The 24,655-nt window shown below is 46.1% G+C and carries 22 protein-coding genes and 7 tRNA genes; 17 read left to right on the forward strand and 12 right to left on the reverse strand.

The window, feature by feature from the left end:
- Positions 1-81: 81 nt before the first annotated feature.
- The 4 genes from nadD to leuS all read right to left on the reverse strand — a co-directional run bounded on the left by nadD (position 82) and on the right by leuS (position 4,980).
- On the reverse strand, positions 82-732 hold the full coding sequence (nadD, locus tag KO533_RS14915; RefSeq protein ID WP_219254908.1) for a nicotinate-nucleotide adenylyltransferase: 651 nt from the start codon (positions 730-732) through the stop codon (positions 82-84).
- A gap of 24 nt (positions 733-756) precedes the next feature.
- The gene (holA, locus tag KO533_RS14920) at positions 757-1,788 is read right to left on the reverse strand and encodes a DNA polymerase III subunit delta (protein WP_173243234.1); all 1,032 of its coding nucleotides are present in this window, start codon (positions 1,786-1,788) and stop codon (positions 757-759) included.
- Positions 1,789-1,805: 17 nt separating this feature from the next.
- Positions 1,806-2,300 carry an LPS assembly lipoprotein LptE gene (gene lptE, locus KO533_RS14925; protein ID WP_012089938.1) on the reverse strand — a complete coding sequence of 165 codons (495 nt, stop codon included), beginning with the start codon at positions 2,298-2,300 and terminating at the stop codon, positions 1,806-1,808.
- Positions 2,301-2,400: 100 nt separating this feature from the next.
- A complete protein-coding gene (leuS, locus tag KO533_RS14930; RefSeq protein ID WP_219254937.1) occupies positions 2,401-4,980 on the reverse strand; it encodes a leucine--tRNA ligase in 2,580 nt (859 codons plus the stop codon).
- 121 nt (positions 4,981-5,101) lie between these two features.
- Here leuS and KO533_RS14935 point away from each other — a divergent pair, with 121 nt between their 5' ends.
- Positions 5,102-5,602: a zinc ribbon-containing protein gene (locus tag KO533_RS14935; protein ID WP_028761474.1), complete on the forward strand. Its 501-nt coding sequence runs from the start codon at positions 5,102-5,104 to the stop codon at positions 5,600-5,602.
- A 104-nt stretch (positions 5,603-5,706) separates the two neighbouring features.
- Here KO533_RS14935 and KO533_RS14940 read toward each other — a convergent pair whose 3' ends face one another.
- The 7 genes from KO533_RS14940 to miaB form a co-directional block, all read right to left on the reverse strand.
- A complete protein-coding gene (locus tag KO533_RS14940) occupies positions 5,707-6,366 on the reverse strand; it encodes a methyltransferase domain-containing protein (RefSeq protein WP_168822793.1) in 660 nt (219 codons plus the stop codon).
- Between the two features lie 191 nt (positions 6,367-6,557).
- Positions 6,558-7,061 (reverse strand): prepilin-type N-terminal cleavage/methylation domain-containing protein, encoded by a 504-nt coding sequence (locus KO533_RS22780; protein ID WP_219254910.1) that lies wholly within the window; start codon positions 7,059-7,061, stop codon positions 6,558-6,560.
- A 10-nt stretch (positions 7,062-7,071) separates the two neighbouring features.
- The gene (gene lnt / locus KO533_RS14950; RefSeq protein ID WP_219254912.1) at positions 7,072-8,646 is read right to left on the reverse strand and encodes an apolipoprotein N-acyltransferase; all 1,575 of its coding nucleotides are present in this window, start codon (positions 8,644-8,646) and stop codon (positions 7,072-7,074) included.
- A gap of 6 nt (positions 8,647-8,652) precedes the next feature.
- Entirely contained in the window at positions 8,653-9,528 is an 876-nt protein-coding gene (corC, locus tag KO533_RS14955) for a CNNM family magnesium/cobalt transport protein CorC (RefSeq protein WP_006082742.1), read from the reverse strand.
- A 40-nt stretch (positions 9,529-9,568) separates the two neighbouring features.
- The gene (ybeY, locus tag KO533_RS14960; RefSeq protein WP_105251690.1) at positions 9,569-10,030 is read right to left on the reverse strand and encodes an rRNA maturation RNase YbeY; all 462 of its coding nucleotides are present in this window, start codon (positions 10,028-10,030) and stop codon (positions 9,569-9,571) included.
- Positions 10,020-11,069, reverse strand: a complete 1,050-nt coding sequence (locus tag KO533_RS14965; RefSeq protein ID WP_219254914.1) for a PhoH family protein — start codon at positions 11,067-11,069, stop codon at positions 10,020-10,022. Before KO533_RS14965 ends, ybeY begins: the two co-directional genes overlap by 11 nt.
- Before the next feature lie 214 nt (positions 11,070-11,283).
- On the reverse strand, positions 11,284-12,708 hold the full coding sequence (gene miaB / locus KO533_RS14970; RefSeq protein ID WP_006082739.1) for a tRNA (N6-isopentenyl adenosine(37)-C2)-methylthiotransferase MiaB: 1,425 nt from the start codon (positions 12,706-12,708) through the stop codon (positions 11,284-11,286).
- Between the two features lie 377 nt (positions 12,709-13,085).
- Between miaB and KO533_RS14975 the strand changes: the two genes are divergently transcribed.
- The 10 genes from KO533_RS14975 (at position 13,086) to KO533_RS15020 (ending at position 17,384) form a co-directional block, all read left to right on the forward strand.
- The gene (locus KO533_RS14975; RefSeq protein ID WP_219254916.1) at positions 13,086-14,348 is read left to right on the forward strand and encodes an FAD-dependent monooxygenase; all 1,263 of its coding nucleotides are present in this window, start codon (positions 13,086-13,088) and stop codon (positions 14,346-14,348) included.
- 165 nt (positions 14,349-14,513) lie between these two features.
- Positions 14,514-15,101, forward strand: a complete 588-nt coding sequence (gene pth / locus KO533_RS14980; RefSeq protein ID WP_028761467.1) for an aminoacyl-tRNA hydrolase — start codon at positions 14,514-14,516, stop codon at positions 15,099-15,101.
- A 139-nt stretch (positions 15,102-15,240) separates the two neighbouring features.
- Positions 15,241-16,332 carry a redox-regulated ATPase YchF gene (ychF, locus tag KO533_RS14985; protein WP_028761466.1) on the forward strand — a complete coding sequence of 364 codons (1,092 nt, stop codon included), beginning with the start codon at positions 15,241-15,243 and terminating at the stop codon, positions 16,330-16,332.
- 208 nt (positions 16,333-16,540) lie between these two features.
- Positions 16,541-16,617: transfer RNA gene (locus KO533_RS14990), tRNA-Met, on the forward strand.
- Positions 16,618-16,711: 94 nt separating this feature from the next.
- Positions 16,712-16,796, forward strand: a tRNA-Leu gene (locus KO533_RS14995).
- 60 nt (positions 16,797-16,856) lie between these two features.
- Positions 16,857-16,931, forward strand: a tRNA-Gln gene (locus tag KO533_RS15000).
- A 24-nt stretch (positions 16,932-16,955) separates the two neighbouring features.
- Positions 16,956-17,030: transfer RNA gene (locus tag KO533_RS15005), tRNA-Gln, on the forward strand.
- 2 nt (positions 17,031-17,032) lie between these two features.
- Positions 17,033-17,109, forward strand: a tRNA-Met gene (locus tag KO533_RS15010).
- 75 nt (positions 17,110-17,184) lie between these two features.
- A tRNA-Leu gene (locus tag KO533_RS15015) sits at positions 17,185-17,269 on the forward strand.
- A 40-nt stretch (positions 17,270-17,309) separates the two neighbouring features.
- Positions 17,310-17,384, forward strand: a tRNA-Gln gene (locus KO533_RS15020).
- Between the two features lie 206 nt (positions 17,385-17,590).
- On the opposite strand, the gene KO533_RS15025 is transcribed toward KO533_RS15020, so the two are convergent.
- Positions 17,591-18,394 carry a hypothetical protein gene (locus tag KO533_RS15025; protein ID WP_251073454.1) on the reverse strand — a complete coding sequence of 268 codons (804 nt, stop codon included), beginning with the start codon at positions 18,392-18,394 and terminating at the stop codon, positions 17,591-17,593.
- A gap of 362 nt (positions 18,395-18,756) precedes the next feature.
- Here KO533_RS15025 and KO533_RS15030 point away from each other — a divergent pair, with 362 nt between their 5' ends.
- The 6 genes from KO533_RS15030 (at position 18,757) to secD (ending at position 24,654) form a co-directional block, all read left to right on the forward strand.
- Positions 18,757-19,437, forward strand: coding sequence for a PepSY-associated TM helix domain-containing protein (locus KO533_RS15030; RefSeq protein WP_219254918.1), 681 nt, complete (start codon positions 18,757-18,759; stop codon positions 19,435-19,437).
- Between the two features lie 16 nt (positions 19,438-19,453).
- On the forward strand, positions 19,454-19,966 hold the full coding sequence (locus KO533_RS15035; RefSeq protein WP_105251693.1) for a DUF2271 domain-containing protein: 513 nt from the start codon (positions 19,454-19,456) through the stop codon (positions 19,964-19,966).
- A gap of 55 nt (positions 19,967-20,021) precedes the next feature.
- Positions 20,022-20,840 (forward strand): DUF4198 domain-containing protein, encoded by an 819-nt coding sequence (locus KO533_RS15040; RefSeq protein ID WP_028761462.1) that lies wholly within the window; start codon positions 20,022-20,024, stop codon positions 20,838-20,840.
- Positions 20,841-21,138: 298 nt separating this feature from the next.
- Positions 21,139-21,615, forward strand: a complete 477-nt coding sequence (gene greA / locus KO533_RS15045; protein WP_028761461.1) for a transcription elongation factor GreA — start codon at positions 21,139-21,141, stop codon at positions 21,613-21,615.
- Between the two features lie 398 nt (positions 21,616-22,013).
- Positions 22,014-22,613, forward strand: a complete 600-nt coding sequence (locus KO533_RS15050) for a hypothetical protein (RefSeq protein WP_219254939.1) — start codon at positions 22,014-22,016, stop codon at positions 22,611-22,613.
- A 226-nt stretch (positions 22,614-22,839) separates the two neighbouring features.
- Positions 22,840-24,654, forward strand: a complete 1,815-nt coding sequence (gene secD, locus KO533_RS15055) for a protein translocase subunit SecD (protein WP_219254920.1) — start codon at positions 22,840-22,842, stop codon at positions 24,652-24,654.
- Position 24,655 lies beyond the last annotated feature (1 nt).

A 24,655-nucleotide genomic window follows, 5' to 3' on the forward strand; every position in this document is an offset into this window, starting at 1 on the left:
AGCGCGGTAGTATACCAGTGTTGCTGCTGGGAATACATTGTCATTGGCAGTTGAGTTGGCGATATCTGCTTACGGTTCGAGCTAAGGTAAGTAAAGTCGTTGATTTTTGATGTAATCTAGCGTGACGGGCATGAGTAAATCGGTGGGCATTTCGCCTTTTGCCAGTTGTTCGCGGATTTGAGTTGAAGAAATATCCTGTGGCGTAATTGTCACAGGGAAAATCTGCCCACAGTTTTTATGGACACTGCGAGTACGACCTTCCACTGTCCCTTGGGGCGCTTGACTGCGGGCCGTCAATACCTGTTGCATAGGATGCTCTGCATCGAGCTGCCAACCCGGGCGCTGGCAGACAACGAGATGGGCAAAGTCGAATAGGCGTTGCCACTCATGCCAGCTTTTTAATTGGATGAAAGAGTCCATCCCCATGATAAAAAACAGCTCATCTTCAGGATGTAAGCTTTTCAGTTGCTCAAGCGTGACAACTGTGTACGAAGGCGTGTCGCGTTTGGCTTCGATGTCGCACAGTGCAAATCCGTCGAGTTGCTGACAGACATCGGCTACCATTTTGAGGCGCTGTGTTGTGGTTAAGTTCGGCTGCTGTTTATGGGGCGGAATATGGTTCGGCATCAGCAGGATTTTATCCAAGGCTAATGCTTGTTTCACTTCAATCGCGGGACGGATATGACCATAGTGTATCGGGTCGAAAGTGCCGCCTAAAATACCAATACGCATATCAAGCCTTTGGTTAACCTATGATTAGTCTATGGCTATATGTGCCAGATGCCGATGGGCTCTAGGATCAAATAACAGACACAGATGGCTCAGACCAGTCCAATCCTCTTTCCCCTGTTGCTTTAAGTTGAGCTCAAGTTTCGAGGCGAGGGCGAGCATATGTTCGAGTTGTTCAAGGCTGAGTCGTTGCAGCGCCGCTTGATACAGTGGTTTACGTTTATCCCAAATTCGATGTTTACCCCAGAGTGCACTGAGCGCAACGCCTTGGGCTTGCTCGCATTTCAAATTGAATAACAAACCGAGTTCTTTAAACAAGGCCCACAGCAGGATAGGTAAGGCAGTGCCTTCGCCATTGAGCTGGGCTAGCATGTGCTGCGCGCTATCCTGTTTATTATTCAGCAATGCATCCGTGAGTTGGAATACGGTGAAGCGCGACTGATCTTCAAAATAGTGGCCCAGTTCGTCGGCACTGACGGGGTTTGCTGGGCTCAGGAGTTGCAGCAATTGCATGGCTTGATCGGCGGCCAGTAAATTCCCTTCATACAGAGAATGCAGCATAGCACGGGCATCAGGCTGCAGATTGAGCTTAAAGTGCTTGATGCGGCCATCGAGCCAGCGCATAAACTGCTCGCCCTCTGGCGTGGCGCAGGGCAGATACATGCCATGGGCATCTAAGGTCTTAAACCATTTACTGTTGGTTTGCTCTGTGGCGAGCTTTGGCCCTTCGATAATCAACAGCATATCGGGATTGGGCGTCTGCAATAGCGCTTGCAATGTGCTAGAGCCTTCGGCACCGGGCTTAGCTTGGGGAAGGGTTAGCTCAATCAAGCGTTTACTGGAAAACAGGCTCATGGCCTGCCATTCCTGAGTCAGGTCGTTCCAATTAAAGCCCGTCTCTTGAATGAGTTGGACTTTTTCATCGAATCCCTGACGCTTGGCGAATTGGCGGATCTGATCTTTGGTGGTTTCAATCAACCAAGGATCATCCCCAAAAATCAGATAACAAGGAAATAACTGGTTAAGGTGGCGGGAGAGTTGGTCTGGATAGACTCTCATTTAATGATAGCCCCGCATTAATTCACCTCAGTACTGGCCATTGCTTGCAGAATACGATCGGCAGCTTGGATACGCATTTCCTTCGTCAGCAATTCCATTTCACGGCTCTTTGCCAATGCGGTACGTGGATCGTCTAAGTAGTCGCGGCGAATTTCAACCTTGAAAGGCTGCGCTTCTTTGCCCGGCAGTGCCACAGCAAATTCGACTAAATAAATCAGCTCATACTCGGCGACGTTACCTGTGGGGTACAAAGATAAGGTCGAGCGTTCAAGGGAGTCGGTGATTAATCTTAATACTGGAACATTATCTGCGGCGTCGACAACTTGGATATTGTTCAAGCGCAGGCGTTCACGCACCAAACGAGTGAGTTCACTGTATTCATCCACACTGCTCAAACTCAAATGATTGAGGGCATCAGGGATCTGATAACTGCGTTGAAGCTTAAAACCGCAACCAGCGCTGGTCATAATGACTAGTGCCATGATTGCGAAGCATATGCGTTTGATTAGCATAGATTTCGCGGTTTCCTATTCGTGGTATACCCTGCAGGCTTGAAGTTGCAGCTATGCTGCAACTTCATTGGCTTTGAGTATAGCGAGTTATTAGCAGCCGTTAATTGGCCACTATGCTGAGCAGTTTGCCCGGCACATAGATCACTTTACGTACTGTCAGACCGTCTAGGTATTTGATCACGTGTTCATCACTCATGCCTAAGGCTTCTACTGATTCTTTATCAGCGTCGGCGGCTACTGTGATTTTTGCGCGAACTTTACCGTTAACTTGCACAACGATGAGCTTGCTGTCTTCAACTAGCGCAGCTTCATCAACGACTGGCCATTGGCTGTCTTCGATGTTGCTTGCATTACCTAACTCGTTCCACAGGTTAAAGCTCACATGCGGAATGATAGGGTACAGCAAACGCACGATGGCCGATAAGGCTTCGCCAATAATGGCGTTGTCTTGACCTGTGGTTTGTGGTGCTTTTTGCAGATGGTTCATCAGTTCCATCACGGCGGCAACCGCAGTGTTGAACATCTGACGGCGGCCGATATCGTCGGTCACTTTTGCGATAGTCTTGTGGACTTCACGGCGCAGCGCTTTTTGGTCGCTTGTTAACTTGCTGACATCTAAGACTTCGCTATTGTCTTGGGTGATATGCTCGTTTGCAAGCTTCCAAAGACGTTTAATGAAGCGGTGTGCGCCTTCAACGCCAGACTCTTGCCATTCCAGAGTTAATTCTGGTGGTGAGGCGAACATCATAAATAGGCGAACCGTATCGGCGCCGTATTTTTCGACCATGACTTGAGGATCGATACCGTTGTTTTTCGACTTAGACATCTTGCACATGCCGGTATAAACCAGCTCGTTGCCGTCTTTGTCGATAGCCTTAGTAATACGGCCCTTGTCGTCTTTTTCTGTGGTCGCTACATCTAAAGGCGAAACCCATACACGGGCACCTTTTTCGTTGATGTAGTAGAAAGCATCGGCCAACACCATGCCTTGTGTCAGCAGTTGTTTGGCTGGCTCGTTAGAGTTAACCAGACCTGCATCACGCAGCAACTTATGGAAGAAGCGGAAATATAACAAATGCATACATGCGTGTTCGATACCGCCAATGTATTGATCCACAGGTAGCCAGTAGTTGGCTTTAGCGGGATCTAACATTTCGTCTGCATGCGGGCTGCAGTAACGGGCATAATACCAAGAGGATTCCATAAAGGTATCGAAGGTATCGGTTTCGCGCAGCGCATCTTGACCGTTGACTTGGGTTTTGGCCCATTCTTTATCGGCCTTGATTGGGCTTTGAATACCGTCCATCACGACATCTTCTGGCAGTAATACTGGCAGTTGATCTGCAGGCGTTGGGATCACAGTGCCGTCGGCTAAGGTCACCATAGGAATTGGCGCGCCCCAGTAACGCTGACGTGAAACACCCCAATCGCGCAGACGATAGTTGACTTGGCGCTTGCCTTTACCTTCGGCGACTAACTTGTTAGCGATGGCATTAAAGCCCGCTTCAAAGTCTAAACCGTCGAACTCACCCGAGTTAAACAGTACGCCTTTTTCGGTATAAGCGGTTTCGCTAATGTCCACTTCGCCATCAACAGGCTTGATCACAGCTTCAATCGCTAGACCGTATTTTTTTGCAAATTCAAAGTCACGTTGATCGTGGCCTGGAACTGACATCACAGCGCCTGTGCCATAGTTCATCAACACAAAGTTAGCAGCCCAAATCGGGACTTGCTTACCAGTGATCGGATGAATGGCGAAAAGCCCTGTAGCGACACCGCGTTTTTCCATGGTCGCGAGTTCAGCTTCAGATGTCGTGCTGTTTTTGCACTCATCGATAAAGGCGGCAAGCTCAGGATTGGTTTGTGCGGCGATTTCAGCTAATGGATGACCTGCGGCAATCGCCACATAGGTCACGCCCATTAAGGTATCTGGACGCGTGGTATAGATATCGAAGCTTTTATCGTGACCTGCGACGCCGAAGGTCATTTCCACACCTTCGCTGCGACCAATCCAGTTGCGCTGCATGGTCTTAACCTGTTCAGGCCAGCCATCTAAGGTATCGATATCGTTTAATAATTCTTCTGCATAGGCAGTGATCTTAATAAACCACTGTGGAATTTCTTTTTGTTCCACAGGGGTATCACAGCGCCAGCAGCAACCGTCTTGAACTTGCTCGTTCGCCAGTACGGTTTCATCGTTTGGACACCAGTTGACTGAAGCTGTCTTTTTATAGACTAGGCCCTTCTCGTACAACTTAGTGAAGAACCATTGTTCCCAGCGATAATATTCAGGGGTACAAGTGGCGATTTCACGGCTCCAATCGTAACCAAAACCCAGCAATTTCAGCTGGTTCTTCATGTATTCTATGTTTTCATAGGTCCATGGCGCAGGTGCAGTCTTGTTGTTAATCGCGGCATTTTCTGCGGGCAAACCAAAGGAGTCCCAACCAATAGGCTGGAGCACGTTTTTGCCTTGAAGACGTTGAAAGCGTGCAACTACGTCACCTATGGTATAGTTGCGTACGTGTCCCATGTGGAGTCTGCCAGAAGGGTACGGAAACATCGAAAGGCAATAAAACTTTTCTTTGTTTGCGTCTTCAGTGACTTCGAAGGTTTTGTTGTCATGCCAGTGCTTTTGCACTAAGGCTTCAATTTCTGAGGGATTATATTGCTCTTGCATCACTCTATTTCCGGCAGTGCCGCCTATTATTGGATCTAACGCCATATCAGCGCGAGTAAGATCTGCATAGAATAAACTAGAAGCGATGCATTAAAAAGGTTCGTATGAAGGAGTATTGGTTATGAATGATAGAAGTAACGCGTTACTAGGACTGTATCAAGCCTTAATTACCGAAGTGAAATCTCAATTTGCAGAAGATAACACTATGACTGTAAAGAACTTATTTAATTCTGTCACTCAAGGTAAGGAGTATTTACGTCTTAAAGAACAGGCAGGGGAAGATGAACTCGCTTTAGTCGAACAATTCTTAAAGCGTGATATTACGAGTTTTCTCCGTGAGCAGAACGCGGATAGTTTGAGTCATAGCCCAACCGTGATTACTTTAGAGAATACGCTTTGGCATTGGCTCAGTGAAATCACCGACCGCAGCCAAGTCGAATGGCATGAGTTAACGCAAGATTTTAAGCACCAAGGCTACTACAAGAGTGGTGATATTGTGAATCAGGGCATCATGGTGTGCACTAACTGTGGTAATGAAATGAGTATTGAGTTTCCAAGTCCCATCCCTGACTGTCCTGAATGTGACCATGAAGAATTTACCCGCGAGCCGCTAACGCCTTAATCAAGATGATGATGTTATGCAGCTAAAACGACGCCTCAGCGTCGTTTTTTTTAGAGTTCTATTAGACCTAAATGGCTCATATCTGCATTAATTAGGCTGTTATATCAATTGTTGGTACGAGAGTAGTTGAGGATTTGACCGCCAAAGGGCGCCAATAAAAATTCAGTGTGAATGGGTTTATGTTGCGTGTGTTCGTAACCTAAGGTGACCATACGTTTACTGAATTTTGCATGATTACCACGGCCTGGATCGACTAAGACTACATCACAAATTGGTTTAGCATGCTGCTCAATAAATTGTGATAAGAGATCGGCATGTTCTTGTTCGTACAAGAGATCGCTGCCGATAATGAGGTCAAATAAACCTAAATTAGTTTGTGCATCTGCCCATCCTGTTCGTACAAACGGAATCGCACGACCATGATTTAAATCGACATTTTGCTTAAGGAAATTTTCCGACTCGGGGTGATAGTCGGTTGCTGTGATGTCGGCATGTCTGTGGTTTAGCACTAGACTTGCCAGCCCTATACCGCAGCCAACCTCAAGAATGCGTTTATTATCAATTTGATAATCGGCCATATGATGGGATAGCACTTGGCTAGACGGCCAAACTATGCCAAATAATGGCCAAGTAGCGGAGGAAATACCGAGCTTTTCAGCTTCGCCATCTAGGTCTTCAAATTCTTGGTTATTTCTTAGGGTTCTGACATGAATGTCGAGATCCCCAAATTCGTGGGTTTGGTAGCGCACGCGAAGCTGTGCCATAGAGTTGCCTTGACTGTGTACCTTGGTTAAGGAACGAGGTAATGGTACCAATCATATTGGCTATGTAGACACAGTTACTGTGATTGGTATAAGGCCACGTCTAATCGTTCACCTTAACGTGGAACGCGCAATCAGCCTAATGTATTCGCAGACAATTGCGGGATAACACAGGCTAACTGCTGAGTGTCAGCTTAACAACCTTGGGTGTTGATATCATATTGCGGTGGAGTGCTGGCATCACTGGCTTGGGTGTAGCGGAAATAGCATTGGTCATCATTCACTAAGGAATTGTTGTTAAGATCGTAGCCTATATAAGTGATATCAATGCCTTGATATTGAATGATAAGTTTATCATCCGAGGTGATCCATTTTTCCACATCAGTATTATCGAGGTAACCCCATTTTAATCGCGTATCTGGCGTGCCATCACCATTGAGGTCGATATCAATAATATCATCGCGCCCAGCTACCGCTTGGCTCAGTAGGCTAGGCATTTGGGTTTTTGAGTAAGCTAGCATATTGGCTGTTTTAACGCTGGTCTGTACTTGGCTTAAGGTTTGTACCCGCGCTTCTTTACTTAAACCGATAAATTTAGGCGCGGCAATCACAGCCAAGATCCCAAGCACAATAATCACAACGACAAGTTCAATTAGGGTAAAACCTGCCACATCTTGTTTATTAACTTGGTAATGCACGGCCTCAATCCTATTGCGCTTTAAAACGTCGGGCAAGACCTAGTAGAACGATTAAACCACAGAGTATCAGTAGGGGCATTTGGCCTAATTTTGCAAACCAAGTTTGTCCTGTGACTAATGGAATAGTTGCACTTAGCACGCCTATTTCAAACTGTGGTAATGACGCTGTGATATTGCCATGCTCATCGACTATGGCTGTCACGCCATTGTTGGTTGAGCGTAATAGAGGCCGACCCAATTCAACCGCGCGCATTTGAGCGATTTCCATATGCTGTAATGGCCCATTTGAGCTACCAAACCATGCATCGTTAGAGACAGTTAATAGTATATCTGTCCCTTGATTAACGTTGTCGCGCAACTGTTCCGGAAAGGCAATTTCATAACAAATTGCTGGCGCGATTTTATGGCCTAGGGCGCTGAGGTTAGGCTGTTGATATTCGCCTCGTGTAAAGGACGACATGGGCAAATTAAAGAAAGGTGCTATCGGGCGCAGCAGCGCTTCAAAGGGGACAAACTCGCCAATTGGCAACAGATGGTGTTTCTTAAATTGATTACTACCATCGCCCTCATAGTCAGGGCCTGCTTGTTGTTTCTGATTATGATTACCAAGCACAATCAATGAATTATAGAACTCATTGTTTTGATGGCTAATAATGCCAGTGATAATTGAGGTATGGTTTAGGTTGGCGACTTTATTGGCGTTATCTAAGAAGTCCTGCACCATAGATTCTGGCGCTGGAATTGCCGCTTCTGGCCAAATAATGATATCGGCATCCAGATGTTCACGGGATAAATCCATGTATTTTAACAGCGTCGGCCACAGGGCATCGGGTTCCCACTTCATGCTTTGGGGAATATTGCCTTGTACCAGTGCCACTTTAACATTTTCACCCGTAGGATGAATCTCCCAAAGTTTAGGCGCAGCCCACACGGCCAGAATACTGAGCGGCAGTAAAAGCAGTAAACTCTTATAACGCTTAGTAAAACAAAGTGCTAATGCACCAGCGAGCATGGCCAATACAAAACTTATTCCCAGTGTGCCTATGATGCTGGCAAGGGGTTTTAGCGGCCCTTGAGTTTGCGAGTAACCCGCCCATAACCAAGGGAAGCCTGTCATTACCCAGCCACGAGCCCATTCGGTCAAGGTCCATAACGCGGGGAATAGGGCGAGATTACGCCAAAGACCAAATCGAGTTTCACCATCATGGCTCAGCGTTTTAGTTAACCAAACCAGCGCTAAACCAGTTAGCGCTGGATACAAGGCTAAATACAAGGCTAACAAGGCCATTAACCCAACGGAGGCAATGAGCGGCATACCACCAAAGGTATCCATGCTCACGTGAACCCAGCTGATCCCTACGGCAAAACAGCCAAATCCAAAGCTTAACCAATAGTAAAAGCTTGCCTTAGCGCTCAGCGTTCGGCTGTGCCAGAGGGCAATAGCCATGGCAAACGGATAGATTATCCAAATGGAATAGGGCGCAAATGAAAGCGCCGTACTGGCGCCAAGGGCAAATGCCAGTACGAGTCTCAAAGCACTAGGTTGGGACTGTTGTTGGGCAAAAGCCCTGATTTTTTTTAGCACGAGTGATTATTCTACGTCTTCGCCAGTATTAGGATCGGGGAGTTTAACTCTGAGTTGGATTAAACGCCTAGTGTCAGCATTGATGACTTTAAATTCTATGCCTTCAATGATGATGCTCTCGTTACGTTCTGGCAGATGGCCAAAGGCGTGTGAGACTAAGCCACCGACGGTATCAAACTCTTCATCGCTGAATTCAGTGTTGAATTCTTCGTTGAAATCTTCGATTGGCGTCAAAGCTTTAACCATATAAACCGTGTTACCAACTTTGCGGATCTCGGTTTCTTCAGTGCTATCGTGGTCGAATTCGTCTTCAATTTCGCCGACAATTTCTTCAAGAATATCTTCGATAGTCACAAGACCCGATACGCCGCCGTACTCGTCAACCACAATCGCCATATGGTAGCGTTGAGAGCGGAATTCTTTTAGCAGAACATCGACGCGTTTGCTTTCGGGCACAACCACGGCGGGACGGATCACGCGATCCAGTGAGAAGGGCTCATCACTGTTGGAGAAACCGTAAGGGATCAAATCTTTGGCAAGCAATATGCCTTCGATATGGTCTTTATCTTCGTTAACGACGGGGAAGCGCGAGTGACCTGAACCAATCACAGTCGCAAGTAACTCTTCGACCGAATTGTCTATCTGGAGGGCGACAATTTGAGCTCTTGGGATCATGATATCCCGAACACGCATATCAGAAACGTCTAATACACCTTTTATCATCTCGCGGGTATCTTGGGTGATCAAATCGCGCTGCTCGGCACCATCAATCACATCGACTAGATCTTCGCGATTTTGAGGTTCGCCCTGAAATAGCTGACTTACTCTATCAAACCAACCTTTCTTGTGGGCGTTCGTACTAGGGGGGATATCGTCACTCATAGTTTTCTCATTAGCTTTTGATAGGGATTATCTTAGCTAATTATTGTTCCTTATATGGGTCAGTAAAACCTAAGCTTTCAATGAGTTGAGTCTCTAATGACTCCATCTCTTCGGCTTCTTCATCATCGATGTGATCATACCCTAGCAGATGCAAGCAACCATGTACAACCATGTGTGCCCAGTGCGCTTCTAGTGGTTTTTGTTGTTCACGTGCTTCATTTTCAACGACTGCCGCGCAAATGACAAGATCTCCGAGTAAAGGAAGTTCAATTTCTGGTGGTGCTTCAAAGGGAAATGACAGTACATTGGTCGGTTTGTCTTTACCGCGATAGGTATTGTTGAGCATTTGGCTCTCGCGGCTATCGACGATACGTATGGTTAATTCAGCTTCATCCATGCTATTACCAATTGCGGTAGTGACCCAAAGGGCGAATTGTTCGTCCGTTGGTAGCCACTCACTGGTGCTGGCATGTTGAATATCTAAGGCTAACTCAAGACTCATGTGTTGCGGCTTCCTGCTGTTGCTTTTGGTACTGGCTTTCTTTTTTGGCTTTTAAGGTTTGCTCTTTTAACTCGAAGGCTTCATAGGCTTCAACGATACGGGCAACCACAGGATGGCGCACTACATCTTGGGAGACAAAAAAGTTAAAGCTGATTTCTTCGACTTGACTTAACACTTCAATCGCGTGACGTAGCCCTGACTTTTGATGTTTAGGTAAGTCGGTTTGAGTGATGTCGCCGGTGATCACCGCACGGGAATTGAAACCGATACGGGTAAGGAACATCTTCATCTGCTCGATTGTGGTGTTTTGGCTTTCATCGAGAATAATAAAGGCATCGTTCAAGGTACGACCGCGCATATAGGCAAGCGGTGCCACTTCAATCACGTTTTTCTCGATTAGGCGTTCCACTTTTTCAAAGCCAAGCATTTCGAACAACGCATCGTAGAGCGGACGCAAATAGGGGTCGACCTTTTGGCTGAGATCGCCAGGTAAGAAACCGAGTTTTTCACCCGCTTCCACCGCAGGGCGAGTCAGCAGAATGCGGCGCACTTCTTGGCGTTCTAACGCATCTACTGCCGCTGCTACGGCAAGGTAGGTTTTGCCCGTTCCAGCTGGACCAATACCGAAGGTAATATCGTGACGCGTAATATTGGCCACATACAAGCTTTGATTCGGATTGCGTGGCTTAATGACACCGCGGCGGGTTTTGATATTAATACTGCTGTCGTCGTTAGCGTCTGCTTGCTCTAGGGCAATGGCTGCTTGAATAGCGATATGGACTTGCTCAGGCTCAAGATCGGGCGTGCTGCCTTTAACCGTTTGGGTCTCGATGTAGAGTTCTTTTAGTAAGTTGTTGGCGCTTAAACAATTGCGTGGCAGTCCGGTGATCTGGAAATGATTGTTCTTACGGACGATTTCAACGCCAACGCGACGTTCTATCTGCTTGATATTGTCATCGAATGGACCGCACAGTGAAGCCAAACGGCGTGTTTCTGCGGGTTCGAGATACAGATTCATGGTAGTTAATTTACTGGACAAATAGCACTCCCAATAGCGAATAAGAAAGCAAGGTACGAGGTTGGTTAACCATCGCAAGATAATTTTAGTTTACGAGCCATAGCCGATAATTGCTAACGGAAAATAGCAATTGCCTCGGTAGACTTAAATAAAAGTGCGTGAAAGCAAAAGGGCGACTAAGTCGCCCTTCTTTATATAGGTACTGATATCGGTACTGTTTAAGCCGATTTAACGCTTATGGCTTAAATTGAGTCACACCCAGTTCATCATCTTGCTTGCGCTTGGCCAGAATTTCTGCCGGACGCAGGCTACGACGTAGATCCATTTCATCTTCGCCGCGGATAAAGACACCGCGCAGTGAGTTAGTGTAAACGTCGACAATTTCTACATCCACGAAAGTACCAATGTGTTTTGGTTGACCTTCGAAGTTCACCACTCGGTTGTTCTCAGTACGGCCGCGCAGTTCCATAGGATTTTTCACCGATGGCCCTTCAACCAGAATACGTTGCACTGTGCCCATCATGTGGCGGCTGTAGCGCATGGCTTGCTGGGTGATGCGATCTTGCAGAATCGCCAGACGTTGTTTTTTCTCTTCCATATCGACGTTATCGGGTAAATCTGCCGCTGGCGTGCCCGGACGTGCGCTATAGATAAAGCTGAAGCTGTGGTCGAAACCTATGTCTTCAATCAACTTCATGGTATCGGCAAAGTCTTCTTTGGTTTCGCCAGGGAAGCCAATGATAAAGTCCGAGCTGATTTGAATCCCTTCACGGGCTTTACGCAGGCGGCGGATGATTGACTTATATTCAATCGCCATATGGCCGCGTTTCATCGCCGTGAGAATACGGTCAGAACCCGATTGCACTGGCAAGTGCAAGAAGCTTACAAGCTCAGGGGTATCTTCGTAAACGTCGATGATATCTTGTGTAAATTCAATCGGATGACTGGTCGTGAAGCGGATACGGTCGATACCGTCGATGGCTGCCACGAAGCGCAGTAATTCCGCAAAAGTACAAATTGCGCCATCGTGAGTTGCGCCGCGATAGGCATTCACGTTTTGGCCGAGCAAGTTTACTTCGCGCACACCTTGCTCCGCCAATTGGGCGATTTCAAGGATAATATCGTCCGATGGACGGCTGACTTCTTCGCCGCGAGTATAAGGTACAACACAGAACGAGCAGTATTTGCTGCAACCTTCCATGATAGACACAAACGCGGTTGGGCCTTCGGCGCGTGGCTCTGGCAGACGGTCGAATTTTTCGATTTCAGGGAAGCTGATATCGATAACCGCTTTGTCGCCACGGCGCACTTGCTCGATCATCTCGGGCAGACGGTGCAATGTTTGTGGTCCGAAAATAATGTCGACACATTGGGCTCTGTCTTTAATGGCTTTGCCTTCTTGTGAGGCAACGCAGCCGCCCACGCCAATAATCAAATTGGGATTTTTATCTTTAAGCGTCTTCCAGCGTCCTAGCTGATGGAACACTTTTTCTTGCGCTTTTTCGCGGATAGAACAAGTGTTGAGCAGGAGAATGTCTGCCTCAGACGCTTCTTCAGTCAAGGTATAACCTTGGTATTCGCCTAACAGATCAGCCATCTTGGATGAGTCATACTCATTCATTTGACAGCCCCAAGTCTTGATATGGAGTTTCTTACTCATCAGTTGTGTCGCCCTAAGATGACCAATAAAAATAGCGCGACATTTTACCTGCTGTTACGGCTGCTGACCAGCTTTGTCCACACTTTTAGCTGTTGGCTTTTGCCAAGTACGATACCCTCACAAATGGTAAGTTTTTATTGTTCGGCTGCATTTGGGCAAGATTAATATTGTTAACAGGTTGAGCTTTCGTTATTTCCAGCAAACTATTCGGGCTTGAATGCTTATGTCTTCACGGATTTCGAATCGAAATGCGCTCAACATTTCCGTGGTATCTTGATATAAGGCATAATCGAGCGGGTTTGTGAAAAGTCGCTTGAGCAGAAATACAGAAGGGCTTAAAGGTGCTAACTAAGGTCGTAACTAAGGTGGTAAGTAGGATGAGCCAGATTGAAGATACACATGCACAGATGATATCCGACACCACAGATTCTAACGTGACTCATGCTGACGTTACTCATGCTGAAGGCACTGAGTTCGATGTCATTCTTGTCGGCGGCGGCATGGTTGGTGCGGCGACGGCAATTGGATTAGCCCAACAGGGTTTGCAAGTGGCGGTGATTGAATCTTTTGCGCCAGAGGCTTATCAAGCCGAACAGCCATTAGATGTGCGAGTCTCGGCCATCAGTGTGGCTTCTGAAGCGCTGCTTGAACGTCTTGGCGCCTTGGACTCATTGCTCAAGATGCGTAATGTGCCTTATTTGGGCTTAGAAACTTGGGAGCTCGATGGCTGCATCACCCAATTCCACAGTTCGCAAATTGGTGCCAGCCATTTAGGTCATATAGTCGAAAACCGTTTAATCCAACTTGCCCTGTGGCAACAGATGACACAATTGGCTGGCATCACCTTATATTGTCCCGATAAAGTGGTGGCATTTGCCCGCGATAGCGACGGTGTGAGCGTGCACTTACAGTCAAATAGTAAACTGACCGCTAAGTTGTTGGTTGGCGCCGATGGTGCTCACTCGCAGGTACGCCAATGGGCGGGAATTGGCATTTCGGGTTGGGATTACGCTCAATCGGCCATGTTGATTAATATCAACACCGCACAGGGGCAACAGGATGTGACTTGGCAGCAGTTTACGCCCAAAGGACCGCGTTCATTATTACCTTTACCAGGCAATAACGCTTCGCTGGTGTGGTACGACGATGCCAATCGAATTAAGCAGTTAATGCAGCTTAATAATAAACAGCTTGCAGATCAGATAAGAGTGCATTTTCCAGCGCGTTTGGACGCTGATTTTACCGTTGAGAATAAAGGCAGTTTTGGCCTCACTCGTCGCCATGCCCAGCGCTACTATAGTCATAATGTGGTGATTTTAGGTGATGCCGCTCACACCATTAATCCCCTCGCAGGCCAAGGGGTGAATCTTGGGTTTAAGGATGTCGAAGCGTTTTTAGCGGTTATCAAGGATGCATTAGCCCAAGATAATATCTGGTGGTCGAATGAAGTGCTTGCCCAATATCAGCGCAAACGTTATCGCGATAATCAATTGATGATGACGGCGATGGATTTGTTTTACGCCGGTTTTAGCAACGATATTCTGCCGCTAAAGCTGCTGCGTAATGGCGCGTTAAAGTTGGCAAACATTAATTCCCCGCTCAAAAAGACTGTCCTTAAATATGCTATGGGGCTTAATTAACGCTTTGTTGTTCTGTGTTCTGACCTTGTGTTCTGCTCCTGTGCGATGACGTGGCATTTGTTGACTTGGGGTTTGAGTGCTAAAATGCCGCGTTTTTAGCTGGTATGGTCAGTTCAGTCGGCACTTTGCGCGGCTGTCATCGACGAAATAACGATATTGAGTGTCATGAGCGAAATAAAATTAATAGTTGGTCTGGCTAATCCAGGTGCTGAATATGCACACACTCGCCATAATGCGGGGGCTTGGTACGTACTTGAGTTAGCGAGAATTTGCGGCGTGACTTTAGTGGCCGACAGTAAGTATTTTGGTTTGACCGCCAGAGCCGTATTGCACGGTAAAGATGTCCGCTTATTGATCCCAACGACTTATATGAATTTAAGCGGTAAAGCGGTTGGCGCTTTGGCGAATTTTTTTCGTATCACGCCGGAAGAGATTCTGGTCGCTCACGATGAACTCGATCTGCCGCCCGGTGTGGCTAAGTTTAAGCTCGGTGGCGGTCATGGCGGCCACAATGGTCTGAAAGATATTATTGCTAAACTGGCTAACGATAAAAACTTCTACCGTTTACGCTTAGGTATCGGTCATCCCGGTGATAAAAATCAAGTGAGTGGTTACGTACTGGGAAAAGCACCAGCTAAAGAGCAAGAGCTTATCGAGGCGGCGATAGATGAAGCCGTGCGTTCTACCGAAATTTTGTTTAAACAAGACATGGTGAAAGCCATGAACAGATTACACTCCTTTAAAGCGGAGTAGGTTTTGCCTTTGGCGAGACTTAAGTGTTAAGTGATTCAAGTGATTTAATTATTCAGTAATGTGCTGCCATAGGGCAGGACGACTAAACCTCGCTGATGAGTGTGACTTGTCAGCCAATAATCGAGAGAAAGGTAAGCATATGGGTTTTAAATGCGGCATTGTTGGTCTTCCTAACGTAGGTAAATCAACGCTTTTTAATGCGTTAACTAAGGCTGGCATCGAAGCGGCTAACTTCCCGTTTTGTACCATTGAACCTAACACTGGTGTTGTACCTGTGCCGGATCCACGTCTGGATGCGTTAGCTGCGATTGTGAATCCACAACGTGTGTTACCTACCACCATGGAATTCGTGGATATTGCGGGTCTTGTGGCTGGCGCATCTAAAGGCGAAGGCTTAGGTAACAAGTTCCTCGCTAACATCCGTGAAACCGATGCTATTGGTCATGTAGTACGTTGTTTTGATGATGACAACATTGTTCACGTTGCTAACAAGGTTGACCCTGCTGGCGATATCGAAGTCATCAACACTGAATTAGCCTTAGCTGACTTAGACAGTTTAGAGCGTGCGGTTCAGCGTCAGCAGAAACGTGCTAAAGGTGGCGATAAAGACGCTAAGTTTGAAGTGGAAGTATTAGAAAAAATGCGCCCCATTTTAGACGAAGCTAAAATGTTGCGTTCTATGGATTTATCGAAAGAAGAGCTGGAAGCGGTGGCTTACCTGAACTTCTTAACCTTAAAACCGACCATGTATATTGCTAACGTTGCGGAAGATGGTTTTGAAAATAACCCGCACTTAGATGCCGTTCGCGCCATTGCTGCGACAGAAAACGCTATCGTTGTTGCCGTATGTGCGGCGATTGAATCTGAACTGGCCGAGATGGAAATCGAGGAGCGCGATGAGTTTATGGCGGATCTGGGTATCGAAGAACCAGGTTTAGATCGTGTGATCCGCGCAGGTTATGAATTACTGAATCTGCAAACCTATTTCACCGCAGGCGTGAAAGAAGTGCGTGCTTGGACTGTGCCAGTGGGGGCGAGCGCTCCGCAAGCGGCGGGCGTTATCCATACCGATTTTGAACGCGGTTTTATCCGTGCCCAAGTGATGGCATTTGACGACTTTATTGCCCACAAAGGTGAAGCTGGCGCGAAAGAAGCCGGTAAGTTACGCGTGGAAGGTAAAACCTATATCGTTAAAGATGGCGATGTGATGCATTTCCTGTTTAACGTATAACAAAGCTTATTCACGCTGTAAGTCTCGATAAATTAAGCTAAGTATGAGCAACAAGGTGTTATTTAGCACATCTGTTGCTCAGTTTGGTGAAGTAATAGCCGAACAGCTTAACCTAAGGGAAATAGCGAAAAAAAGCTGTTGACCTAGATACCTCGAATAAGCATAATACGCCCCGTTCCTCGCTGAGAGGGGCGCGTAATATCGATGTGGCAATGTAGCTCAGCTGGTTAGAGCACAGCACTCATAATGCTGGGGTCGCAGGTTCAAGTCCCGCCATTGCTACCATTTTATTTAAGATAAATTTCTTATATAAAATGAATCACGATTTTACTCTAGCATTGATTGCTAGCATCTCTTCACGATGTAAACATGAAACTGTGCGGGAATGGTGAAATTGGTAGACACGCCAGATTTAGGTTCTGGTGCCGCAAGGTGTGAGAGTTCAAGTCTCTCTTCCCGTACCATTTTTTAGATATATGAATTTAGAAACATCGGCGATAGCGGATGTTTGAAACAGAGTTAGTTGGGGTATCGCCAAGTGGTAAGGCACCGGGTTTTGATCTCGGCATTCCAAGGTTCGAATCCTTGTACCCCAGCCATTTTTTCTCAGTTTCCAAGTTGATTGGGGTATCGCCAAGTGGTAAGGCACCGGGTTTTGATCTCGGCATTCCAAGGTTCGAATCCTTGTACCCCAGCCATTGGCAATGTAGCTCAGCTGGTTAGAGCACAGCACTCATAATGCTGGGGTCGCAGGTTCAAGTCCCGCCATTGCTACCATATTTAACTCTGTTAAAGTGATTTATCAGAGAAAAATCCAAAAATGTTGAATAGACAATTTTGGTACATTTTGATGCGGGAATGGTGAAATTGGTAGACACGCCAGATTTAGGTTCTGGTGCCGCGAGGTGTGAGAGTTCAAGTCTCTCTTCCCGTACCATCAAAATGCAATCTTCGATAGAAGATTAAACACAGTTTATTGGGGTATCGCCAAGTGGTAAGGCACCGGGTTTTGATCTCGGCATCCCAAGGTTCGAATCCTTGTACCCCAGCCAAAAAGTTAAAAAGCCTGTCTTCGGACAGGCTTTTTGCTTTTTAAATTTTAACTATTTTCAGCTTAGCGTTATTTTGCTTTCAGCTTCCCTTCAATTAGCCCGTCCAGCCTTTCCCTTGTCTCTATAATTCCCGTTGGTTGTGGCAATTCAGCTATTTTCAAAGTTAATCCACAGTGCCATTTGAGCTGGCACTGTGGTGATCCGTTTTATTGCTTTTTGACTTCAGGAGCAACGGGTGGCGATTTTATTTCTGCTGGAGCTGCTGGAGCTGCTGGAGCTGCTGGAGCTGCTGGAGCTGCTGGAGCTGCTGGAGCCGCTGGAACCACTGGAACGGCGACTTTTGCAGCTGCTTCAGTGATAGTGATTGGCATTGCAGCATTCTTAATGACGGCATTCTCTGTGACCGCACTATCAATAACGGCACCTTGGGCCGCTTTAACATCACCTGTTGCAACGGCTTTGACTGCATCAGGTATTGCTAACTGTTGCTGTACTTGATTTGCCCCCGCTTCTAAGGCTTTTTGTTGTAACTTCTGTGGATCGGTATAGTCGGCTAATTCCTTCGGCCAACTAGGGACCCGTTTTTCTGCCTGATTACTGAATTGCTCAGAGAACACTGAGGGCGCGCCGCCTTTCATTAGCATGACTGCCATTTGGTTGGTGTCTGAGTTCCAAACTAGACCCGCTTTTTCGGCCATTTCGGGGACAGGGGTGTAAGTCGACACTAAGTAGATGAGTGGACCTTCCTGTTGGATCTTGTCGGCCGTTTTGAGCAGGGACAGGGTGGTATCGTAATTTTTACCCAGCAATTCCTGCATACGGTTTTTGATGAGCGGTTGTTCGAATAATCCGACATCGTTCGGATCTAAACCGACAAGGGGTTTAAGCAGGGCCCACATGAGCTGGCCTTGGGGTGACATTAATAATAGTGGTGCAACACAGGCGTTGAGCATTAATGCGAGCCACACAATATGCAGGCAGCGCATTTTTTTGAGCAGAGATGTACTCAAGATGATATTTCCTTGGAAGTACCAGCAAGTCGCCGGCGGCGGATTGTAGCTGATTGGCATAAGGTAAACGAGAGGGTGGCAAAGTAAATTTTAAGCAAAAAAATTAGCCCAAATGTTGGATTTTATCCTCCTGAATTTGAAAGGTATTTACAGGCGATACAATAAATCATTTGCTGCTAATTTAATCGAAGGTAATGGTTTTTGAGTGCTAAAAACAGATTTACCTCTAAGTGCTTTATTTTTAGCACTTATTTTTCTTCTTACTTTTTAACTTCTTTTTCAGTATTGAATATGTAAAGTTTGTAAACTTTGTTCTGTTTGATAATCGATCTCATTTAATCTCGGCGCATTAAATTAGTTTAATGCAGCTTATTTCCCTCTTTAGCTGCATAGGGAAAGCAGACTATGGAGGTATTTATCTTCGGTTTGTTTTTGAGAGTGCATCATTGAAATTAAGAGTCAGTAAGTCGTCTTTGTCCTTTGCCCGCATTATTCATGTTTATGTGTCTATGGCTTTATTGTTGCTGATGCTGTTTTTTGCGGTGACAGGTATAACGTTAAATCATCCTAATTGGTTTTCTCAAGCTGATCAGGAACCTAAGCGGGAACAAGTGCCAATCCCGGCCTATTTGTTACCCGTTAATGCCCAAGACTCACAATGGCGTCTGGCTGCGGGTCATTGGTTGAAAAGTGAATGGGCTATGGATATGGCGAGCGCCGATATCGATGAAGATGAAATTAGTTTAGTCAGCAAAGGACCTGGTACTTATCGGAGTCTGACGTTGGACTTACTCGACGGGCAAGCCTATGTCGAAACCTTAGATTACGGTGTCGTTGCCGTTGTGAATGATTTGCATAAGGGCCGTAACACAGGCACAGCTTGGGCTTGGATACTCGATCTCAGCGCTGTGCTTATCATTTTATTTTCGCTCACTGGGGCTTATTTATTGCTGCCTCAAACCAAGCGCCTCAAAAAGTCATTGTTATACATGGTACTCGTCAGCAGTAGTTGCGGGCTTGTGTATGTTTATTTTGTTCCATAAGGAGTGTAGGCCGAGTATGCGTCATCTTATTCGCACCATTGCGGTGAGTGCTTTGTTTGTCAGTTCTGTGGCGTTTGCGACGCCTAAAATGACAGTCGATTTAACCTTGCCTGAAATTACCGAAGGGCAATATCACAGACCTTATGTGGCCGTATGGGTTGAGGATGCCAAGGGGCAAACGGTTAAAACCTTAAGCCTTTGGGTATGGGATGAAGGCCATAAATGGTTGAAAGATATCCGTCGTTGGTGGCGTAAAGCCGGACGCGAAGATATGAGCTTTGTTGACGGAATAGCATCTGCGACACGTCCCGCGGGTCATTACAAAATCGATTGGGATTTAAAAGATGAGGCGGGAAAAGTGCTTGAACCTGCCACTTACACTGTATTTATTGAAGTGGTGCGTGAACACGGTGGTCGCGATCTTGTACGACAAAATATCGATTTAGCTGCAGGAGATTTCTCTGTGCAGTTGCCCGCCACGACAGAAACTGGCGTTATCGACATACGCTTAAGCGGCATGGCTCGTTGAGTCAATCCATTAAATATTTAGCCCGTATATTAATCGTTAAACTTAAGGAAAAGGCATGAAATTACGTCTTATTACATTACTTGGCACACTTTGTATTAGCCCATTGGCAAGTAGCCACGACAGATGGATTTTACCTAGCCACTTCAACGTTTCGGCTGAAAGTGAAGAAATTGTGTGGATTACTTCAGATGTGTCTGCCAGCAATCAAGTGTTTATGATGGATAAACCTTTTAGTGCCAGTGATGTGCGTGTGTTACAGCCAAATGGAAAACCAACGTCTCCAAGCTCAAGTTACACGGGCGGACGTAAGTCGGTGTTTGATGTGCAACTGATGCAAGATGGCACTTATAAGTTTGAAAAAGAAGTTTCACCTCGTTATTTTTCTCAGTATAAAGTTAAAGGAAAAGAAGGGGTTGTACGCAGCCGTATGGATAAAAAAGCCACAACTGCTGCTATGCCAAAGGGAGCCTATGAACTTGAAAGTTCTTTAAATGTGTCGCGGGTTGAAACCTATGTCACACGTAATAAGCCAACTGAGGAAGTGTTAAAGCCTAAGGGGGAATATTTAGAACTAGTGCCTGTGACTCATCCTGCAGATATTGTTGAGAATGAAGCTGCTACCCTGCAATTTGTTTTCGATGGTAAGCCCGTTGAAGGCGTTAAAGTCGCCATTATGAAAGACGGTAGCTTATATCGAAACAAACCAGAGGAAATCGAATTTACCTCAGATAAAGACGGTAAAGTTTCAATGATCTTACCTTCAGCAGGACGTTATCTCTTACATGCGGCAATTGAGCGCCCTAATTCAGATAAATCCCTTGCTGATAAAACGGTTAGTGAAATCTTTTTGACTTTTGAGGCTGGGCTTGAATAAATGAGTTAACCTCTATTTGAGGTTTTTGCTTTGAGTCTTAATGCCCACAGTCTAAATGGCGAGTGGGCATTTTTGTACCCATTTCGAGCTAAAAATTGTGCGAAATTTCCTTATGTATACAGATTTGAATTTGATTACTGGTAACTCTGCTTAAGGTTGGGTAAGCTGCGTCAATGCATTGTTCTTGGTGCATCAAAAGCGCATAACGATTAGAATAGCGCAATTCCACCCTCATTTGACTGTGTTGACCTTAGCGTTGGCACGGGTTGCTTTTGTTTTAAAGGAGACGAAAGAAGTTATGACTAAGGTTCCTATGACAGTTGTCGGTGCAGAGCAGCTGCGTAAAGAGTTAGATATTCTCAAGTTTGACCGTCGCCCTAAAATCACTGAAGCAATTGCTTCAGCGAGAGAGTTAGGCGACTTGAAAGAAAACGCGGAATACCATGCGGCTCGTGAGGAACAAGGTATTTGTGAAGCACGTATCCGTGATATTGAGGGTAAGTTATCTAACGCGCAAATTATCGACGTCACTAAGATGGTGAATAACGGTCGTATCATTTTTGGCGCTACTGTGACTATTTTAAATCTTGATACCGATGTCGAAGTGACTTATCGCATAGTCGGCGATGACGAAGCGAATATTAAAGAAAACCTGATTTCAGTGAATTCACCAATAGCTCGTGGCTTAGTCGGCAAAAATGAAGGTGATGAAGTGTCTATTACTACGCCAGGTGGTATGACAGATTACGAAATCATCTCAGTACAGTATTTATAATCTGCTTATAATACTTTGCTTATAGTGTTGTGAGCGTGACTCATGCGATATCGCTAAAACCGTCCTAGGGCGGTTTTTTGTTATCCGCGAATTTAGTTTGTTTACGGCTTGAGTTTAGGGCTCGAATTTAGTGCTTTAGCCAAGGATATCGATCGCGCTTCAGCGTTGAATTCGGGGTAAGATGGACAAAGTTTAATTTGTCTCTTTGTAGGTTTTTACCTAAGCTGCCATCCTAGCAAAATCAACATTGGCGAAATGTGTATGTTGTTTTTTTGCGCGAGTTTCACTTTATGGACCCACAGTTAAGCATCAAAAGCGAACAGTGAATAGGTTCATCTTTAGTTTGATAATGTTTTATAAGAGGGCACGCTTTGGTCAAACATTGGCGTACAGGATTGATGTTAGTTTGCGTGGCGATCATGTTGATTGCGCACTCTGCTAGCTATGCGCCAAAACCCTCAGTACAGCGCAGTGATGCAGCTCGCCATTATGCTCAGATGCATATTGTGAGTCTTGATAGCTCTACTCCCCATGCAAAGCGAAGCGCTGAGCCTCAAAGCTTACCCGATGCCGATGTTATCGCCCAAGACAATGCACAGCTCAATGCCCAATTTAATGCACAGTCTGATGCGCAAACCGTTGAGAGCTGCGGCTCACCGAATAGTCATGATACCAATCTAGTCAGTTCAGACTCAGAATTAGAATCACAGCCAGCACCTTGTCCGAGCTCTGACTATGTGAGTCATTCAGATGACTTAGATTTTGCCCCGATAAATTCGCCGCGATTTATCAGTCTTGCCCAGCACGATGTGCGTGAGGTCAAGCCAGTATATGTACTCGCTGTAGACTTTACTGCCGAACCGACATCCAATGTCGTTGAACCCACCGATCTTGATATCACATCAGATTGGACGCTTTCTGCTGTTTCTTCCCCCGCCCGAATTTCGGGTTGGAAAGTCTCAAATCTTCAATATCGATTTAGCCAACAAGCCGCTTAACTCGCCTATTTAGGCATGACGTTGATAGGAGCCTACTCTTATCGATTTTTCATGCTGTTGTCTTTTTGTACTCACCGAAACTTTTTATAGCTGCTTAAGTAGGCAGTGATGATTTGAGCCTTACGAGCTTAGCCGCTGGTACTCAATCACGTGTTTCGGACTGATATCAATATGTTCGCTTAGTGATTTGATTCAAATGCTGAGCGTTAAATAGCGAGTTAATCCCATGGAAAGAAAACCCAATCAACGGCTGCTAAATCACTATTCAGCTTGGAAATACTTAGTGCTTATCGTCACTATTATAGTGATGCTATTCAGTGCCTTGCCGACATTTTACGGTGAGGATGCGGCGGTGCAGGTGGGCGCGAAGGCAGGGTTAACGCTCACACCTATTGCCCTTCGAGATAAGCTGCAAGCTGAAGGTGTGATGGTAAAACGTATCGACCAAAAAAATGGTGAAACCTTAATTGTCCTCGATGTGGATAACCAACAAACCTTAGTCAAAACTTTAGTCTCTTCTATGGTCGCAGAGCCAAAAGAGTTGACTTTATCCCTTGCCAGTGCGGCGCCAAGTTGGTTACAAAACTTAGGCTTTCAGCCGATTAAACTCGGGCTCGACTTACGCGGTGGCGTACAGTTCTTACTCGATGTTGATATTGATCCTGTTTATCAAACTCAGGCCGAGACGCTTGTTGATTCGCTACGTCAATTCATCCGTGAGCAGAAAATTCGTGGTGCTAGCGTGCATTTGGACCAAAGTCATCAGTTAAACATGACGTTGCCCGATAATGACGCCCGTGCTGCTGTGCGTCAAATGATGAAAGAGTCCTATCCTAATTGGCAGCTATCCAATGCAGATGGCGCGGGTTTACTGATTAAGTTGAGCCAAGAAGAGCAAACGAAACTGCGTAATTTGACTGTGCAGCAAAACTTACAAGTGATGCGCAGCCGTATTGAAGAACTCGGTATCACTGAAGCTTTAGTGCAGCGTCAAGGGGAGCATCGAATTCGGATTGAATTGCCTGGAGTACAAGATCCTGCCGCCGCTAAAAACGTTATCGGTGCTACGGCGAGTCTGGCCTTTTTCGAGGTTAAAGAGTCTGGCTCCGTTAATGCTATGGTGCTCAATGACAAGTCTGGTAAGCCTATTTATGTTAGCCGCACACCAGTGCTGGGTGGCGATCATATTGTCGATGCAAGGGCGAGTTTAGGCGAGATGGGCATGGCGGAGGTGAACATTAACCTTGACCGTGTGGGTGGGCAGAAAATGTCTGAGTTTTCCCGTACCAATATCGGCAAACCTATGGCGACGTCTTACAGCGAATACAGCCGTGATGAGCAAGGTAAGGCAAAGCAAACACAAGAGATTATCAGTGTTGCGACGATTCAATCCCAACTTGGAGATCGTTTTCGCATTACGGGTGCAGGCTCCTATCAAGAAGCACAACAATTAGCTCTGTTACTGCGAGCGGGCTCTATGACGGCGCCAGTGACTATTGTTGAAGAGCGCACTATTGGCCCGACGCTGGGTGCTGAAAACATTGAAAACGGTTTTGCTGCCCTTGGTTTAGGGATGGGGATTACCTTGCTGTTTATGGCGCTTTGGTATCGCCGTCTCGGTTGGGTGGCGAATATAGCGCTGATCTCCAATATGGTGATCCTGTTTGGTTTACTGGCGCTTATCCCTGGCGCTGTGTTGACCTTACCTGGGATTGCGGGTTTGGTGTTAACAGTCGGTATGGCGGTTGATACCAACGTACTGATTTTCGAGCGAATAAAAGACAAGTTAAAGGAAGGTCGCAGTTTTGCGCTGGCAATTGATACGGGGTTTGATAGCGCGTTTTCTACTATTTTCGACGCCAACTTCACCACTATGATTACTGCTGTGGTGCTTTACTCCATAGGTAATGGTCCAATCCAAGGTTTTGCCTTGACCTTAGGTCTAGGTCTATTGACCAGCATGTTTACCGGTATCTTTGCTTCAAGGGCCTTGATCAACTTAGTTTATGGACGTGATGCTAGCCGTCATGTAAAGGTATAAC

Source organism: Shewanella sp. NKUCC05_KAH, from assembly GCF_019345585.1.
GTDB classification, from domain to species: Bacteria; Pseudomonadota; Gammaproteobacteria; order Enterobacterales; family Shewanellaceae; genus Shewanella; species Shewanella oncorhynchi.

What these genes read in the sequence shown, in the direction of transcription:
- nadD (WP_219254908.1), bottom strand. Translation starts at nt 732, where the DNA reads ATGCGTATTGGTATTTTAGGCGGCACTTTCGACCCGATACACTATGGT.
- holA (WP_173243234.1), bottom strand. Translation starts at nt 1,788, where the DNA reads ATGAGAGTCTATCCAGACCAACTCTCCCGCCACCTTAACCAGTTATTT.
- lptE (WP_012089938.1), bottom strand. Translation starts at nt 2,300, where the DNA reads ATGCTAATCAAACGCATATGCTTCGCAATCATGGCACTAGTCATTATG.
- leuS (WP_219254937.1), bottom strand. Translation starts at nt 4,980, where the DNA reads ATGCAAGAGCAATATAATCCCTCAGAAATTGAAGCCTTAGTGCAAAAG.
- KO533_RS14935 (WP_028761474.1), top strand. Translation starts at nt 5,102, where the DNA reads ATGAATGATAGAAGTAACGCGTTACTAGGACTGTATCAAGCCTTAATT.
- KO533_RS14940 (WP_168822793.1), bottom strand. Translation starts at nt 6,366, where the DNA reads ATGGCACAGCTTCGCGTGCGCTACCAAACCCACGAATTTGGGGATCTC.
- corC (WP_006082742.1), bottom strand. Translation starts at nt 9,528, where the DNA reads ATGAGTGACGATATCCCCCCTAGTACGAACGCCCACAAGAAAGGTTGG.
- ybeY (WP_105251690.1), bottom strand. Translation starts at nt 10,030, where the DNA reads ATGAGTCTTGAGTTAGCCTTAGATATTCAACATGCCAGCACCAGTGAG.
- miaB (WP_006082739.1), bottom strand. Translation starts at nt 12,708, where the DNA reads ATGAGTAAGAAACTCCATATCAAGACTTGGGGCTGTCAAATGAATGAG.
- KO533_RS14975 (WP_219254916.1), top strand. Translation starts at nt 13,086, where the DNA reads ATGAGCCAGATTGAAGATACACATGCACAGATGATATCCGACACCACA.
- pth (WP_028761467.1), top strand. Translation starts at nt 14,514, where the DNA reads ATGAGCGAAATAAAATTAATAGTTGGTCTGGCTAATCCAGGTGCTGAA.
- ychF (WP_028761466.1), top strand. Translation starts at nt 15,241, where the DNA reads ATGGGTTTTAAATGCGGCATTGTTGGTCTTCCTAACGTAGGTAAATCA.
- KO533_RS15030 (WP_219254918.1), top strand. Translation starts at nt 18,757, where the DNA reads ATGCAGCTTATTTCCCTCTTTAGCTGCATAGGGAAAGCAGACTATGGA.
- KO533_RS15035 (WP_105251693.1), top strand. Translation starts at nt 19,454, where the DNA reads ATGCGTCATCTTATTCGCACCATTGCGGTGAGTGCTTTGTTTGTCAGT.
- KO533_RS15040 (WP_028761462.1), top strand. Translation starts at nt 20,022, where the DNA reads ATGAAATTACGTCTTATTACATTACTTGGCACACTTTGTATTAGCCCA.
- greA (WP_028761461.1), top strand. Translation starts at nt 21,139, where the DNA reads ATGACTAAGGTTCCTATGACAGTTGTCGGTGCAGAGCAGCTGCGTAAA.
- KO533_RS15050 (WP_219254939.1), top strand. Translation starts at nt 22,014, where the DNA reads ATGTTAGTTTGCGTGGCGATCATGTTGATTGCGCACTCTGCTAGCTAT.
- secD (WP_219254920.1), top strand. Translation starts at nt 22,840, where the DNA reads ATGGAAAGAAAACCCAATCAACGGCTGCTAAATCACTATTCAGCTTGG.